We start from the raw sequence: 15,890 nt of genomic DNA on the forward strand, positions 1-15,890 counted from the left end.
CTCACAGCGATACCGGATAGCATTGAATACCTGATGCGGTATCGCGACGCTTGATTCGGGTCGCGGTGCCGGCACACTCCTAATCATCCCGAGCTACTGCGAAGGAAGTGATCCGCCCATCGTGTCGGATTCGTCGCCCCTGACCCCGGACTACGAGCCTGTGACCCCGGTGCGCCGCCCCCGCCGGCTGCGCATCACGCCCGCCATGCGGGCACTCACCAGCGAAACGCGCCTCGATCCCGCGGACTTCATCCTGCCGGCGTTCATCGCCGACGGCATCGAAGAGCCCCGCGAGATCTCCTCGATGCCGGGGGTCTATCAGCACACCATGGACAGCCTGAAGTCGGAGGTCTCCAACGCGTTGGAGGTCGGCGTGCGCTGCGTGGACCTCTTCGGCGTGCCCCGGGAGGAGGACAAGGACGGCATCGGCTCGCAGTCCTTCCGCCCGGACGGCATCCTCAACGTCGCCCTGCGCGAGCTGCGCCGCGAGTTCGGCGAGGACCTCGTCATCATGGCGGATACCTGCCTCGACGAGTTCACCGACCACGGCCACTGCGGCGCGTTGACCTACGACCGCCAGGGCAACGAGTACGTCGACAACGACCGCACTCTGGGCCTGTACCAGCAGATGGCCATCGCCCAGGCCGAGGCCGGCGCCCACATCGTCAGCCCCTCGGGCATGATGGACGGCCAGGTCGCCGCGATCCGCCAGGCGCTCGACGCCGCCGGCCACCGCCGCGTGTCCATCATGGCGTACTCCGCCAAGTACGCCTCCGCCTTCTACGGGCCCTTCCGCGAGGCGGTCGGCTCGTCGCTGACCGGCGATCGCCGCACCTACCAGCAGGATCCCGCTAACTTCCGGGAGTCGCTGCTGGAGGCGCAGCTCGATATCGAGGAAGGCGCGGACTTCGTCATGGTCAAGCCCGCGCTGCCGTACCTCGACGTGCTCGCTGGCGTTGCTGAGGCCTCCCCGGTCCCGGTCGCCGCCTACCAGGTCTCCGGCGAGTACGCGATGATCCAGGCCGCCGGCGCCCAGGGCTGGGTTGACCGCGATCAGGTCATGATGGAATCCCTCACCTCCATCAAGCGCGCCGGGGCGGATCAGATCCTGACGTACTTTGCCATTGAGGCGGCGCGCGCTTTGCGACGTCGATAAGCCCCGCAACAGAAAGGCCCCCACCTACCGTGAGCACTGCCGTGCGCAGCAAACACCTGCCGGAATCCGTCCTGCTGGCGAGCGCCTGCTGGGCGGCGGCCGTAGGCTTAGAGCTTCTCCACCAGATCCTGTCGGTGATCATGGGGTTCATCGACCCCGCCGACCTGCAGGCCGCCGCCCGCGACGCCGGCGCCGAGGAGCAGCTGCCCGTCGACGCCGAGCAGGCCGTCGACCTCACCGTCACGGCCTCGATTCTGCTGATGGGGCTTTTAAACGTGGCGATCGTGACGGTGCTGGCGGTGATGCTGTGGCTGTTCGTGAAGAAACACCGCTTCGCTGGGGGCGGGCGCCGGCTGCTCATGGTCTTCTCGCTGTTCCTCGCGCTGCGCGGCCTTCTCGTCTTCGCCGCCCAGCCGGCCGGGACGCACGTGCCGGAGCCGCTCATTCTTCTCGACGGCTCCCTGCAACTGATCATCGCCGTCGCCGCGGTGCTCGGGCTGATTTTTGCGAACCAGCGTGAGACAGTCGAATACACCGGTGAACTCGAAGACACCGACGACGACAAGAAACAGTAAAGTGAGACAGAGACCATGACGATGTTTCCCACCCCGTTTACCGGCGGCGGCAATGATCCCAACCGCCAGTGGCGGGACGAGCGCAGCCCGGATGGCACGTGGCCGAAGGCGCTGCGCTACGGGTTCGTCCTCACGCTCGTCGCCGCGGTGCTCATGCTGGTCAGCGGGCTGTTCATCCTCCAGTACGCGAACCTCGACGACGCCCCGCTGGACATCGCTCAGACCTTCCAGACCAACAAGTGGGTCGTGGGCATCGGCAACATCGTGCTCGCGCTTTTCATGACGGTTGCCGCGTCCTACCTGCGCCGCGGCAGCCGGGTGGCACGCCGCTGGCTGTCGGTCCTGTTGTTTCTCGCCGGCGGGCTGAACCTGGCCGGCTTCGTCGTCTCGGTGGCAGGGCTGGCGGCGATCGTGATCATCGCCTTCGTCGCCTTCGCCGCGATGTTCCTCTACCGCCCGGCGGCGAACGAATTCATCCGCGAGCGTAACTAGCCCTTCGGTGCGGGCTCATAAGCGAGTACACTCAACGGCCATGCCCAGCCCCAAGGCCCACGGCGCAGACTCTGTCTCCTCAGCCATCGACGCCGCTCGCACCGCCGCCGTCGAAGCGGGCCTGCACACAGGTTTCACCCCCGAAGGCTATGACCCGGCCAGCCGTAGGTCCTATACCTTCGAGCTGTCCGGGCTGCCCGAGGCGCCGGATGTCGGCGAGATTGAGGACGCTCTAGAAGTCATCGACGGCGTCAGCGCCCGCATCATCCACCCCTCGGCGACGGCGTATCTCACCGCGCCCGCCACGGTGAACCTCGCGCGCATCACCGCGTGCCTCGAGCGCTTCGGGGTGAGCGCCGTACTTACCGACGCCTCCCTGCGCCGCCGCCAGCTCACCGAACACCCCACCGCGCAGGGCCGTAAGGTGCGGGGCAAGAATATGTCGTGGGCGACGCGTCGACACGCGGAGGAAGAACACGCCGCCCAGCAGCGCCTGCGCCGGGCCGGCTTCCTCTCCGAGGCGCCGCGGCGGCCCGTCGACGTCGACGACGGCGACGACGACGTCCTCTACACCGCCCGCTCCCTCGTCTCGGTTGCGCGGCTGATCGTCGCCGTCGTGTGCACGGTGCCGGTGCTCGCCCTGTCCTACGTGCTGGAGTGGCAGTTTGACGGCTGGCAGTGGTGGGCGCTCGCCTTCAGCGTGCCCGTGGTGACCTACTCCGCGTGGCCTTTCACCCGCGCGCTCGCCGGGGGAGTGCGCCGCGGGCTGACCGCTTTAGACGGCGCGAGCGCCCTGGCGATCTGGCTGGCGGTGCTCTGGTCGGCCGGGGTGATGCTACTTACCGACGTCGGCGAGCCCGGCTGGTCATCGCGGCCGAGCTGGTTCGCTTTCGACAACCGCGGGGTCATCGAAGGTGAGCTCTTCCTCGACGTCGCCTGCGTCATGACGGTGGTGCTCCTGGCCGGTCGCTTGGCAACGATCCGCGCCCGCACCAGCCTCCTCGCGCAGATGGAACGCGTGCGCCCGGATCCGAACCTCGAGGTCGAGGTCACCCGCTCGCGCCGACCCGGCCACCGCCACGCCGCGGCCGGCGAGCCGGAGATGCTCCCACTCGGCGAGATCAACGTCGGCGACGACGTGGTGGTCAAGGCCGGTCAGATCATTCCTGTCGATGGCCCCGTCATCGGCGGCAGCTGCACCACCGCGCCCAACCTCGTCGCCGCCGCCGACGAAACCACCGGCACCGCGAAGGTGGGGACCTACGTGTACGCGGGCACCCGCAACGTCGAGGGCCGGATCAAGGTGCGCGTGGAGCGCACCGGGCACCAGACGCGGATGGCGGCGATCCACCGCTGGGTCGAGGAAGCCAGCCACCGCCAAAACCGGGCGACGATGCTCTCGACCAAAACCGCGTCCTTCCTTATCCCTTCCGCCGTCGTGGTCGCGATGCTCGACTTTCTGACCTGGTATCTCATCACCGGCAACCTGAACGCCTCGATCGCCACGGCGCTGGCGGTGCTCGCCTCGGTCGCGCCGGTGGCGCTGGCGCTCTCGCCGGCGTTGGCGATCCGGCACGGCATCGAGGCCGCCGCCCGGCACGGGGTGATGGTGCGCGACGGCTCGGCGATCCGGACGCTCGACAGCGTGGACACGGTGATCTTCAACCGGTTGGGCACGCTGACCACCAACGACGTGCGTGTGGAAAGCATCGCCGTGGAGCACGGCGAAAACCCCGAGCTGATCCTGCGCGTGGCGGCGGCGCTCATGGTCGAATCCGACCACCCGGCCTCGCAGGCGGTGGTGCGCGCGGCCCGGATCTCCCGCGACCGGGACGCAGGCGACGACGACTGCCTGCCCCGCTGGCTGGAGGCCACCAGCATCGCGATCGACGACAACGGCACGTTCACCGGTGTGGTGGAGCTGCCGGGGGCTTCGGGAAGGTCTTCTGAGGGCGGATCAAGGCGGATCGAGGTCCGCGTCTGGCGACCGCGCACCATGTCCGAGGTCTCCGGGCGGATCGCCGCGGCCGTAGTCTCAGGTGGTACCCCGTTGGTGGTCAGCTGGCAGGGCAGTGACCGGGGAGTGATCACGCTTCTCGACACCGTCCGCGACGACGCCACCGACGCCGTCGACGCCATCGAAGACCAAGGCATCGAGACGATCATGATCTCCCGCGACGCCTACCCGGTCTCCCGGCGCCTCGCGGATCGCATCGGCGTCGACCAAGTGCTGGCCGGGATCGCGCCGGGCCAGAAACCGCGGGTGGTGCGCAGCGTGCACACCCAAGGCCGAACCGTGGCGATGGTCGGCGACGCGACGGTCGTCCAAACTATGGCCGCCGCCGACATCGGAGTGCTCAACGGCTCCACTGCTGCTCTCGAACTCGGCAGCGGCGGGGATCACTTGGGCATCGGGGCGGTTGTGCTGCGCGAAGAGGTCAGCGCGGTCGCCCGACTCATCGCTCACGCCCGCCGGATCTGCCGCATCATCGACGGCAACATCTACTTCTCCTGGGGCTACAACATCCTCGCGATCGCTGCAGCCTGCGCCGGCGTGCTCAACCCGATGGCGGCGACCATCCTCATGGTGGCCTCGTCCGCGGTGATCGAAGCGCGCTCCCGCAGTGCCCGGCGGTTCCGGAGGGTGTAGGGGTTTTGTCGTTCTGGGGGCTTGTGGGTTGGTGGTTGGTGGTTTGGTGGTTTCATGTTGCGCTAGCGCTGGTCGAAAGGAGTAGCATCTAAAGGAGTGTTGATTTCGACCTCGCGGGACTCCTTTCTGTGGGGGTGATTTCGATCAGGCGTGCGGAAGCTGTAGCGTTGTATGGCTGCTAGGGTGTCTGGTGTTTTGAAGGTCTGCTTTTCGGTGCAGTTTGATGTTGCTGCTGTGCAAACCCTTGAAGGAAGATGCTTGTAGGGCGCATCCTTCAGGGTTCTTCCTTCAAGCATTTGCGCTCGAACGCCCCGCAGGTCCCACGGAACTGACCGCGACCAGGCCTGAGTCCCCGCATCCGCATAGCTCGCTATCGCTGGTCGAAAGGAGTAGCATCTAAAGGAGTGTTGATTTCGACCGCGTGAGAGTCTTTTCTATAAGGGTGATTTCGACCAGCGTTAGCGCAACACGGATCCCGGAAGGGCGAGGCGCCTAGCATCGCCGGCCAGGCGCACTATCCGCCCCACCAGCCTCTCCGGCAGGGCTCCCGCAGTTCGTTAAGCCCACCCTGGCATGACGCGCTAGCGCTGGTCGAATTCACCCTCATAGAAAGAAGTGACTCCTTTCGACCAGGTATACGAAAGCGATACCGCCACATGGCCACAACGCCCCACAACACCCCAGAACCGCCCTGCACCCCAGACCCGCCCAACCGCCCGTTGGCGTTTGATCCAACTTTTGGACCATAATCAGGTGATATGAGCCGACGTGAGTTGACTGATGCCCCGATCCTGGACGCCGCGCAGGGGAAGACCCCGAGCCGCACGCCGGTGTGGTTCATGCGCCAGGCAGGCCGATCGCTTCCTGAGTATCGCAAGCTGCGGGAGGGGGTCACCATGCTGGATTCCTGCTTCCGCCCGGAGATGCTGGCGGAGATTACGCTGCAGCCGGTGCGTCGGCACGATGTGGACGCCGCCATTTTGTTTTCCGACATCGTGGTGCCTTTCCGGGCGGCGGGCATCGACGTTGAGATCGTCCCCGGAACCGGCCCCGTGGTGGAGCACCCGGTGCGGACGAGGGCGGACGTCGATAAGCTGCCGATCCTCGACCACACCGTGGACGAGGTCGCCGAGGGTATCGGCATCATCCTCGACGAGCTCACCGACCGCCAGGCGCTCATCGGTTTCGTGGGCGCGCCGTTTACGCTGGCCAGCTACCTCATCGAGGGTGGGCCGAGCAAGAACCACGAGCGCACCAAGGCGATGATGCACGCCGAGCCGGAGACCTGGAACGCCCTGATGAACCGCCTCGTGCCCACCATCACCTCGTTCCTGAAAACGCAGGTCGACGCCGGGATCGACGCGATGCAGCTCTTCGACTCGTGGGCCGGCTTCCTCAATGCCGCCGACTACCGGGAGTTCGTGGAGCCTTATTCGCGCCAGATCCTCGCCGAGGTCGAAGGCGTGATCCCGCGCATCCACTTCGGGGTGGCCACCGGGGAGCTCTTGCCGGATATGGCGAGCGCGGGCACGGAGGTCGTTGGCGTCGATTGGCGCACACCGCTCGATGAGGCTGCCGCGCGCGTGTACGAGCAGGCCGGCGCGAAGGTTCTGCAGGGCAACCTCGATCCCGCGCTCCTGTTCGCCGGCAACGACGCCGTGCGCGAGCAGGTGCGCCGCATCCGCTCCGAGGCGCGGCGGGCGATCGACGCCGGGCATGCCCGCGAGCACATCTTTAACTTGGGCCACGGGGTGTTGCCGTCGACGGACGCGCAGGCCGTGACCGACGCTGTCGCGATCATTCACGAGGAGGACTGAGAGACATCATGCGTTATGCCATCATCGGAGCGGGTCTTGCTGGGTTGACTGCGGCCGTCGAGATCCGGCGGGCAGACGAGGACGCAGACATCGACATCTTCGAGGCCACCGGGCGCATCGGCGGCAAGCTGCACACCGTGCCTTTCGACGCAGGCCGCACCGACGTCGGCGCCGAGGCCTTCCTGGCGCGGCGCCAGGACGCCGTCGAGTACTTCGAGTCGCTGGGACTCGGCGAGGAGATCGTCTACCCCTCGGGCATGCACCCGCTGGTCTACACCGGCGGCGAGGCCAAGGCTCTGCCGAAGGGTGGGGTGATGGGGATCCCGTCGTCATCGGCACCCGTGGCGCATTTGGTGAGCGATAAGACAGCCGCGCGTATCGACGCCGAGGCCACCGCCACCCCGATCGACTGGGAGATTGGGGGTGACGTGAGCGTCGGGAAGCTGGTGCGCGAGCGCTATGGCGACGAGGTCGTCGATCACATCGTCTCCGCCCTGCTCGGCGGGGTGTATTCCTGCCTCGCCGACGACCTGGGCCTGCGCGCCACGATCCCGCAGCTCGCCGAGGCCCTCGACGAGCTGGCCGAAGCCGGCGAGCCCGTCACGCTCTCCCGGGCGGTCGCCCGCATCGAGGCCGCCCGCCCGGCGCCGACCGACCCGCCGGCCCCGGTGTTTGGCACCTTCCGCGGCGGCTACGCCCAGCTCTATGAGACGCTCGCCGAGAAATCCGGCGCCGACATCTACCTCGACGCGTTCATCTCCGCTATCACCCGCGATAACGCAGGCTTCCGGATCACCGGTGGGGCAGAGGCGGCCGATAAGCCCTATGACCGGCTGCTCATCGCCACCCCGGCGCCGACCGCCGGGCTGCTCACCAAGAACCTCTCCGAGGAGCTATCAACCACGCTGAAGACGATCCAGCTGGCGGACTCGGTGGTCGTGGCCATGCGTTTTCCCACCCACGAGGGCCTGCCGGACAACACCGGCGTGCTCGTGGCCACCGACGAGCCGGGTCTGCACGCGAAGGCGTTTACCTTCTCGTCGAAGAAGTGGCCGCACTTGGCCAACATGGGCGGCGCCTTGGTGCGCGCCAGCTTCGGGCGCTTCGGAGATAACACCGCCCTGCGTACCGACGAGGACACCCTCGTCGACTACGCCCTCGAGGACCTGCGCACCGTCACCGGCTTCGACACGGAGACCCACAAGCCGGAGGAGATCTACACCCAGCGCTGGTTCGGCGGGCTGCCGCGTTACGACGAGACGCACCTCGCCACCGTCGCGAAGATCCGGAAGCAGGCCGAAAGCGTCGACGGCCTCGAGCTCACCGGTGCGTGGGCCGGGGGCGTCGGCGTGCCGGCGGTCATCGCGGATGCCCGCGCGGCGGGGCGCCGGGTGGTGGGCGGATAGTCGTCGAGAAGCGGGGGCCTAGCGGGGGTGTATCCAACCTATGGACTACCCCGGGACGTGTCCTACAATGACTTCCCATGAGCGCCACAGAACTGACCTCCCTTAACACCGCCCGCTCCGCCGAACTCTTCGAGCGCGCGCTGCGCGCCATCCCCGGCGGCGTGAACTCCCCGGTCCGCGCCTTCGGCTCCGTCGGTGGGCAGACCCGCTTCATGGAGCGCGCCGAGGGCTCCCGGCTCATCGACGTCGACGGCAACGAGTATGTCGACCTCGTCGACTCCTGGGGCCCGATGCTTCTGGGCAACGCCCGCGAGGAGATCATCGCCGCCGTGACCGACGCCGCGACGAAGGGCCTGGCGTTCGGCACCCCGGTGGAAGGCGAGATCGCCCTTGCCGAGGAGATCATCGCGCGCACCTCGGTGGATAAGGTGCGCCTGGTCAACTCCGGCACCGAGGCCACCATGTCGGCCGTGCGCCTGGCCCGCGGGTACACGGGCCGGTCGAAGGTGATCAAGTTCGAGGGCTGCTACCACGGGCATGTCGACGCGCTGCTGGCCTCGGCCGGCTCCGGTGTGGCCACCTACGGCCTGCCGGACTCGCCGGGCGTGACCGGCGCGTCGGCCGCCGACACCATCGTCGTGCCCTACAACGACCTCGAGGCCGTGCGCCGCGCCTTCGCCGAGAACGACGGCGAGATCGCCGCGATCATCGCCGAGGCCGCCGCCGGCAACATGGGCACCGTCGCGCCCGGCGAGGGCTACAACGCCGCGCTGAAGCAGATCGCCCACGACAACGGCGCCCTGCTCATCCTCGACGAAGTCATGACCGGCTTCCGCACCTCGTATAAGGGCTGGTTCGGCGTCGACGAGGTCGCCGCCGACATCACCACCTTCGGCAAGGTCGTCTCCGGCGGCCTGCCCGCCGCCGCCTTCGGTGGCCGCGCCGAGATCATGGACCACCTGGCTCCTCACGGCCCCGTCTACCAGGCCGGCACGCTCTCCGGTAACCCGGTGGCGATGGCGGCGGGCCTGGCCTCGCTGCGCGGTGCCGATGAGTCGGTCTATCCCATCCTGCACGCCAACGCCGACCGCCTGGCCACCTTGATCAGCGAGGCCCTTCAGCGCGAGGGCGTGGCGCATCACATCCAGCGTGCTTCGACGATGCTCTCCGTGCGCTTCGCTGAAGGCGAGGGCCGCAACTTCAGCGACATGTCGGCGGCGGAGACCTTCCGCTACCCGGCGTTTTTCCACGCCCTGCTCGACCACGGCGTCTACGGCCCGCCGAGCGTGTTCGAGACCTGGTTCGTCTCCACCGCGTTGGGCGACGAGGACTTCGAGCGCATCGAAAACGCCTTGGCGCCCGCGGCGAAGGCCGCCGCCCAGGCCCGCGACGAGAACTAACCGAAAGCGAAGTAGATGAGCACCACGATCGTGCACCTCGTCCGCCACGGCGAGGTCGATAACCCCCGCCGCATCCTGTACGGACGCATGCCCGGCTACGGGCTGACCTCCCGCGGCCACAGCCAGGCGGCGCGTACCGCCCACTCTTTCAAGGGCCACGACGTTGTCACCCTCACCGCCAGCCCGCTGCAGCGCGCCCAGGAGACCGCCCGCCCCTTCGCGGACCTGCTGGACCTGCCGGTCGGCACCGACGAGGACCTGCTCGAAGCCGGCAACCGCTTCGAGGGCCTGCGCACCAAGGGCTGGCGCTCCCAGCTGTGGAACCCGATCCGCTGGCCTTTGATGGTGGATCCCACCAAGCCCAGCTGGGGTGAGCCCTATGCCGAGATCCTGGAGAGGATGCAGCGGGCGGTGGAGCGGGCTCGTCGTGAAGCGGAAGGCCACGAGGCCATCCTGGTCACCCACCAGCTGCCCATCGTGACCGTCCAGCGCGCGGCGCGCGGGCAGAAGCTGGCGCATAACCCGGCGGCGCGCCAGTGCGACCTGGCGAGCGTGAGCTCCCTGGTCTTCCAGAACGCTCAGCTGACCGATCTCATCTACTCAACACCAGCAAGGGATATTTAACATGCGTGCTCTGACCGTATGCGCCGCGGTGATCATCGCCGCGTCCATGGCGCTCAGTGCGTGCCAGAGTTCTGAGTCGGCCCAATCGGCCGTCGCCGTGGGTGGCACCTTCGAGTTCCACTCCCCGGGCGGGGAGACCGCCATCTTCTACCCCGAGGAGGAACGCGAGCCGGTCGCGCAGTTTTCCGGCCCCGACCTCATGAACGAGGGCGAGAAGATCGGCCTGGCGGACTTCGAGGGCGAGATCGTCGTCCTCAACGCCTGGGGCCAGTGGTGTGCCCCCTGCCGCGCGGAGGTCGACGACCTCCAGCGCGCCCACGAGGAGCTGCAGGACAACGGCACCGGTACCGTCTTCGGCATCAACGTGCGTGACTACCAGCGCGAGGCGGCGCAGGACTTCGTCGTCGACAACGGGGTGACCTACCCGAGCGTGTACGACCCGCCGTTTAAGTACGCCGCCGCGCTCGGTGGCGTGCCCAGCTCGGTGATCCCGACGACGGTGATCCTCGACCAAGAGCACCGCCCCGCGGCGGTCTTCCTCCGCGAGGTCACCGACCAGGACATCCTGGAGGTCACCCGCGAACTGGAACAGGAGGCCAGCGCGTAGTGGCCGATGCGACCTCGCTTCTCTTTGCCCAGGCCGCGCTGACCCAGGCCTCGATCGGGCAGACCTTCGCGGAAACCGCCGCCGCCGGCCCACTCGTCCTCGGCCTGCTCGCCGCGGCGGCGGCGGGGCTCGTCTCCTTCGCCTCGCCGTGCGTGGTGCCGCTGGTCCCCGGATACCTCTCCTATCTCGCCGGCCTCGTCGGCGGGGAGACGCGTCACGACGCTCGCCACGGCGTCGTGATCACCCGCACGCGAAAAACCCGCGTCGTCGCCGCCGTGGGCTTGTTCATCCTCGGCTTTACCGTGGTGTTCGTGCTCGCGACGGTGAGCGTGTTCGGGCTGATTTCGGCGCTGACGCTCAACGCCGATCTGCTCATGCGCCTCGGCGGTGTCATCACCATCGTCATGGGCCTGGTGTTCATGGGCTTCATCCCGGCGCTGCAGCGCGATACCCGCATCCAGCCGAAACGCTGGACTAACTGGGTCGGCGCGCCCCTGCTCGGCGGGGTCTTCGCCCTCGGCTGGACGCCGTGTCTGGGTCCCACCCTCGCGGCGATCATCTCGGTCTCCGCCGGCACCGAGGGGATGACCGCGCTGCGCGGCGTGCTGTTGATCATCGGCTATTGCTTAGGTCTCGGCCTGCCGTTTCTGCTGCTCGCGCTCGGCTCGGCGAAGGCGATGAACGCCGTCGACTTCTTGCGCCGGCACTCCCGGACGATCCAGATCATCGGCGGCGTGCTCATGGTGATCGTCGGCGTGCTGTTGGTCTCCGGGGCGTGGAACTACTTCATCGCCTTTACCCGGCAGTGGACCGTCGAGTACGGTGCCACCTTGATCTGATTTGTGGAAAGAAAAAGGTTTCGTGCAAAGTATCGTCACCTGGTTGAAAAGGGGCTGGCGCTGGCTGACCAGCATGCGCACAGCCTTGGTACTGCTGTTCATCCTGGCGCTCGCCGCCATCCCCGGCGCCCTGCTGCCGCAGCGCAGCCTCAACGAGTCCAACGTCAACGAGTACATCGCCACCAACGGTCGGATCGCCGAAATCTACGACCAGCTGATGCTTTTCGACGTCTTCGAATCCCCGTGGTTCGCCGCCATTTACGTGCTGCTGATGATCTCGCTCGTCGGCTGCATCATCCCGCGCTCCATCGACCACTGGCGCGCGTTCCGCACCCCGCCGACCCGCGCACCGAAGTACTTGCACCGCCTGCCGTTGAATACGAGTGGTGTCGTCGATAAGCCTTTCGACGAGGTGCAGGCCGCCTCCCGGCGCAACCTGCGCAAGTGGCGCGTCAATGAATACGACGCCGCCGATGACCGTGCCGGGGCGTTTTCCCTCTCCGCCGAGCGCGGGTTCAGCCGCGAGCTGGCGAACCTCATCTTCCACATCGCGATCGTGGCGCTGCTCATCACCATGGCTGCCGGGCGCATGGTCTACTACGAGGGACAGCGCATCGTGGTCACCAATTCCCAGGCGCCCATGGCCGTGCCCGTAGAGCAGTCGACGGAGTTCTGCAACACCTCGACGTCGAACTTCGACTCCTTCCGCGCCGGGCCGCTTTTCGACGGCACCGGCCTCACCCCCTTCTGCTTCATCACCCACAACTTCCACGCCGACTACCTGCCCAACGGCCAGGCCGAGATGTTTACCTCCGATATCTCCTATGCCGTCGGCGAGGACATCTTGAGCGACCCGGAGACCTGGGAGGACTACCAGCTGCAGGTCAACCACCCGCTGCGCGTCGCCGGCGACCGGGTTTACCTGCAGGGCCACGGCTTCGCCCCGCAGTTCACCGTCACCTTCCCGAACGGCGAAGAGCGCACCCAGATGATGCAGTGGGAGCCGACCGACCCCACCTTCTTCCTGTCCTCGGGCGCGATACGCTTCGACCCGCCCGCCGGGATGTATCCGGATCTCTACGAGCGCCGCCAGAACCAGATCGCGCTGCAGGGCCTGTTCGCCCCGACCGCGCAGTGGGACGGCGAGAACAACGAACTGCTCACCTCCGCCTTCCCGGAGATGCGCGATCCCGCCGTGGCGATCGATATCTACCGCGGCGACGCCGGCCTCGATACCGGGCGCGCGCAGTCGATCTGGGAGCTCGACTCCAGCCTCGTGCACACCGGGCAGCTGCAGCGGGTAGAGCGCGTCAACCTCGAACAGGGGGAGTCGGTGACGCTTGACGACGGCACCGAAATCACCTTCGACGGAGCCGCCGAATTCGCCAACTTCCAGATCTCGCGCGATCCCTTCCAGATCTGGGTGCTCGTCTCCGCGGTGATCATGCTCGGCTCTCTGGTCGGTTCCCTGATGATCCGCCGTCGGCGCATCTGGATCCGCCTGCGGCCCGCCGACGACGGGAAATCCACCCACGTCGAGATGGGCGGGCTGGCGCGTACCGACCGCGCCGGCTGGGGCGCAGAGTTCGACGAGATCGCCCGCGACATCCTCGAACTCGAGGATCCCGACGAGGTCGAAGAGGACAGCCTCGTCGACGAAGACATCATCCACCATCAATCGAAAGGTTGAAAAGCTACCCGCCATCCGTTGGTAACTGCGTGACGGGTGGGGTAGCGTAACATCCATGCAGGTCGATCAGACGCTTTCAAACTACTCGGATCTGGCGTTTCAGTCGGCGTTCGTGATTTACACGGTCGCCCTGTTCGTCTCCCTCTGGTACTACGGGCGCATGCAGGCGGTCGTCGACGTCCGCCGCCGCCTCGCCGCCAAGAACAAGGCGCAGGACCGGGAACTCGTCTCCGTCGGCGGCAGCGGTGATGTAACCGATACCGGTAGCACCGACGCCGAGACGCTGTCTGATATCGACGAACTGCACAAGCGTGAAAAGGGCGCCGACAAAGCCAGCGGCATGACCCAGGCCTTGATCTGGCTGGCCATCGTCTTCCACGCCGCCGCCGTCATCCTGCGGGGCCTGGCCACCGGCCGGTTTCCGCTCGGCAACCTCTATGAATACGTCCTGACGATCACCCTCGGCGTGTTCGTCATCGTCGCCGCCGCCCTGACCCGCAAGTCCTGGCGCCCGCTGTGGCCGTGGATACTCACCCCGATGCTCGCGCTGCTGTTCTACGGCGGCACCGAGCTCTACGCCGAGTCCGCGCCCGTCGTCCCGGCGCTGCAGTCCAACTGGCTGCCCATCCACGTCTCGACGGTCTCGATCGGCGCCTCCATCGGCATCGTCTCTGGCGTGGCCTCGCTGCTATACCTGCTGCGCATCTGGCAGGCGCCGGGCAAGGAGAAGGGCTTCTTCGGCGCACTGGCCAAGCCCCTGCCGACCGCCCGCAAGCTCGACGCCCTGGCCTACCGCAGCGCCATCATCACTCTGCCGACCTTCGGCCTCGGCATCATCCTCGGCGCCGTGTGGGCCGAAGCTGCCTGGGGGCGCTTCTGGGGCTGGGACCCGAAGGAGACCGTCTCCTTCATTACCTGGGTGCTTTACGCCGCCTACCTGCATGCCCGCGCAACCGCCGGCTGGAAGAACTGGAAGGCCGCGATCATCAACATCGTCGCGTTGGCGACGATGATCTTCAACCTCTTCTTCATCAACCTGGTGGTCTCCGGCCTGCACTCTTACGCGGGACTGAACTAGCGCGAGGGGCTTGGGGGGAGCCGGGAGCTGTCGGGTTACCTCGTTTGGTTTTCCACCCTGCTCCGCGGGCCGGGTGCTGCGATGAGTGTTTGACGCACGTGCGGTATATGTCACGTGTGGGCTTGGCATGGCCGTGGCCGGGTAAAGGGCTGCTCGGATTATGCCGTGGCATAGTCTGGCGGGTCTTCTTTGCGGCCTGATTGCGAAGCTATGCCGAGTCAGCCGACTCCAAAACCGACTCCAAGGGTGCGTATTTTCTGATGCCGGCAAGGGGAGAGGGCTGTCGCTAACGCTGTTACTAACGCGCAGTCTGGATTCGTTACCGGACAAAAACCTGACTACATGGCGTAAGTCATGTTCGTCAGCGACTATGCCGCGGCATAAAAATAAGTCCGCCGCTACTGCCCGCGTGCGCTTCACTTGGCTGATCTGGGGCGCAATTCGGTAACGGGCTTGCGGCGCAGCGCGGGGTGCGCGGCCTTGGTTTTGGCCGGGGCGAAGGCGTGGATTATGCCACGGCATAAAACCAACCCCACCACAGCCGGGCCACTACGTCGCCGCAGGGGCACCCTTTCCCTCAAGTCCGGTAGATAATATCGAACACCTGGCTGTACGCGCGGGAATTGTCTGACCTTCCGTAGTCTTGTTTTATGCCATGGCATAAAACAAAGTCGCAGGCCAAACGGGATTAAAAAACTTGGACACCACTCTTGTGGGTAGTGGATGCGCATGCTAAGTTTAGAACAGGTGATCGAACAACTACCGGGGGATAAACCATGTACACCACCGAGGCCATAGCAGACATGGACGATCAAGCTCTAGTGCAGACACTGGAGCATTCCAATAAACAGGCCACCATCTACAAAGCCCTGCTCATCATGAGCCTGGCTAGCTTTCACCACCGCAACCTTGCCCGCGCACACGGGGCACCATCGACCGTTGTTTGGATGGTTCGCCACCTTCAAATCGCAGAATCCACCGCCTATGAATACCTTCGCATCGGCACCATCATGCAGAACTACCCCGAGATTGCTGATGCCTTCCTACACGGTGAGATCAGCTACTCCATGGTGCGCTTAATCAGCAGACACCTCAGCCCAGAAAACGCCTACCGGCTGCATGAGATGGCCACCTCGATGACCCTGACCGAGGTACGTCAAGCACTGGCTGGCACCCGGGAACGCGACGAGACGCTGAGGCAGGAAACCCTGCGTATTGATATTGATGATGAGACTGGGTGGGCGAAGATGAGCGCTCATATGTCCCCGGCAACGGCTGCTGGTTTCCTGGCAGCGTTGAAGATCGCAGAGTTAGCCAACTACCGGGATATACGGAAAATGGATCCCGCTGTTCTGCAGGACCCCGAAGCGTTGGATCGGGAGCTGGAGAAAGCTACTGGAGAGCCGGTGAAAACCCCGGCTGAACTGGTTTCTTCTCCGATGGTTGATGACGAGGGGAAGCCGCTCGATCCGCGGGATGCTACCGGTTACGGGGTTCCGATGCGACATAAGCTGTTTGCCTCGTTATGTCGATGATCAATATGACCCGGTGTCAGC

The 15,890-nt window shown here is 66.1% G+C and carries 13 protein-coding genes; all 13 read left to right on the forward strand.

The genetic code is table 11. The features are described 5' to 3' along the window. The first annotated feature begins 160 nt into the window (after nucleotides 1–160). The 13 genes from hemB (at nucleotide 161) to C3B44_RS01480 (ending at nucleotide 15,869) form a co-directional block, all read left to right on the forward strand. Complete coding sequence (gene hemB / locus C3B44_RS01420) at nucleotides 161–1,156, forward strand: porphobilinogen synthase (RefSeq protein WP_268876410.1); 996 nt, start codon at nucleotides 161–163, stop codon at nucleotides 1,154–1,156. A gap of 29 nt (nucleotides 1,157–1,185) precedes the next feature. Continuing rightward, entirely contained in the window at nucleotides 1,186–1,731 is a 546-nt protein-coding gene (locus C3B44_RS01425) for a hypothetical protein (RefSeq protein ID WP_108430787.1), read from the forward strand. 15 nt (nucleotides 1,732–1,746) lie between these two features. Continuing rightward, nucleotides 1,747–2,223, forward strand: a complete 477-nt coding sequence (locus C3B44_RS01430; RefSeq protein ID WP_108430788.1) for a hypothetical protein — start codon at nucleotides 1,747–1,749, stop codon at nucleotides 2,221–2,223. A 40-nt stretch (nucleotides 2,224–2,263) separates the two neighbouring features. Further along, on the forward strand, nucleotides 2,264–4,873 hold the full coding sequence (locus C3B44_RS01435) for a heavy metal translocating P-type ATPase (RefSeq protein ID WP_108430789.1): 2,610 nt from the start codon (nucleotides 2,264–2,266) through the stop codon (nucleotides 4,871–4,873). 758 nt (nucleotides 4,874–5,631) lie between these two features. After that, a complete protein-coding gene (gene hemE / locus C3B44_RS01440; protein WP_108430790.1) occupies nucleotides 5,632–6,690 on the forward strand; it encodes a uroporphyrinogen decarboxylase in 1,059 nt (352 codons plus the stop codon). 8 nt (nucleotides 6,691–6,698) lie between these two features. Next, nucleotides 6,699–8,096: a protoporphyrinogen oxidase gene (locus C3B44_RS01445; RefSeq protein WP_108430791.1), complete on the forward strand. Its 1,398-nt coding sequence runs from the start codon at nucleotides 6,699–6,701 to the stop codon at nucleotides 8,094–8,096. 77 nt (nucleotides 8,097–8,173) lie between these two features. After that, on the forward strand, nucleotides 8,174–9,496 hold the full coding sequence (gene hemL / locus C3B44_RS01450; protein WP_108430792.1) for a glutamate-1-semialdehyde 2,1-aminomutase: 1,323 nt from the start codon (nucleotides 8,174–8,176) through the stop codon (nucleotides 9,494–9,496). Between the two features lie 15 nt (nucleotides 9,497–9,511). Then, complete coding sequence (locus C3B44_RS01455) at nucleotides 9,512–10,120, forward strand: histidine phosphatase family protein (RefSeq protein WP_108430793.1); 609 nt, start codon at nucleotides 9,512–9,514, stop codon at nucleotides 10,118–10,120. Between the two features lies 1 nt (nucleotide 10,121). Further along, nucleotides 10,122–10,727: a TlpA family protein disulfide reductase gene (locus C3B44_RS01460; RefSeq protein WP_199222372.1), complete on the forward strand. Its 606-nt coding sequence runs from the start codon at nucleotides 10,122–10,124 to the stop codon at nucleotides 10,725–10,727. Beyond that, nucleotides 10,727–11,566, forward strand: a complete 840-nt coding sequence (locus C3B44_RS01465; protein WP_235840340.1) for a cytochrome c biogenesis CcdA family protein — start codon at nucleotides 10,727–10,729, stop codon at nucleotides 11,564–11,566. The genes C3B44_RS01460 and C3B44_RS01465 overlap by 1 nt, the downstream gene beginning before the upstream one ends. Nucleotides 11,567–11,639: 73 nt before the next feature. Continuing rightward, a complete protein-coding gene (locus tag C3B44_RS01470) occupies nucleotides 11,640–13,256 on the forward strand; it encodes a cytochrome c biogenesis protein ResB (protein WP_108432513.1) in 1,617 nt (538 codons plus the stop codon). A 55-nt stretch (nucleotides 13,257–13,311) separates the two neighbouring features. Then, nucleotides 13,312–14,334, forward strand: coding sequence for a c-type cytochrome biogenesis protein CcsB (ccsB, locus tag C3B44_RS01475; RefSeq protein ID WP_108430795.1), 1,023 nt, complete (start codon nucleotides 13,312–13,314; stop codon nucleotides 14,332–14,334). 776 nt (nucleotides 14,335–15,110) lie between these two features. Continuing rightward, nucleotides 15,111–15,869 carry a DUF222 domain-containing protein gene (locus C3B44_RS01480; RefSeq protein ID WP_108430796.1) on the forward strand — a complete coding sequence of 253 codons (759 nt, stop codon included), beginning with the start codon at nucleotides 15,111–15,113 and terminating at the stop codon, nucleotides 15,867–15,869. Nucleotides 15,870–15,890: the final 21 nt, after the last annotated feature.

The sequence above is a fragment of the Corynebacterium yudongzhengii genome (assembly GCF_003065405.1).
Classification (GTDB): Bacteria; Actinomycetota; Actinomycetes; order Mycobacteriales; family Mycobacteriaceae; genus Corynebacterium; species Corynebacterium yudongzhengii.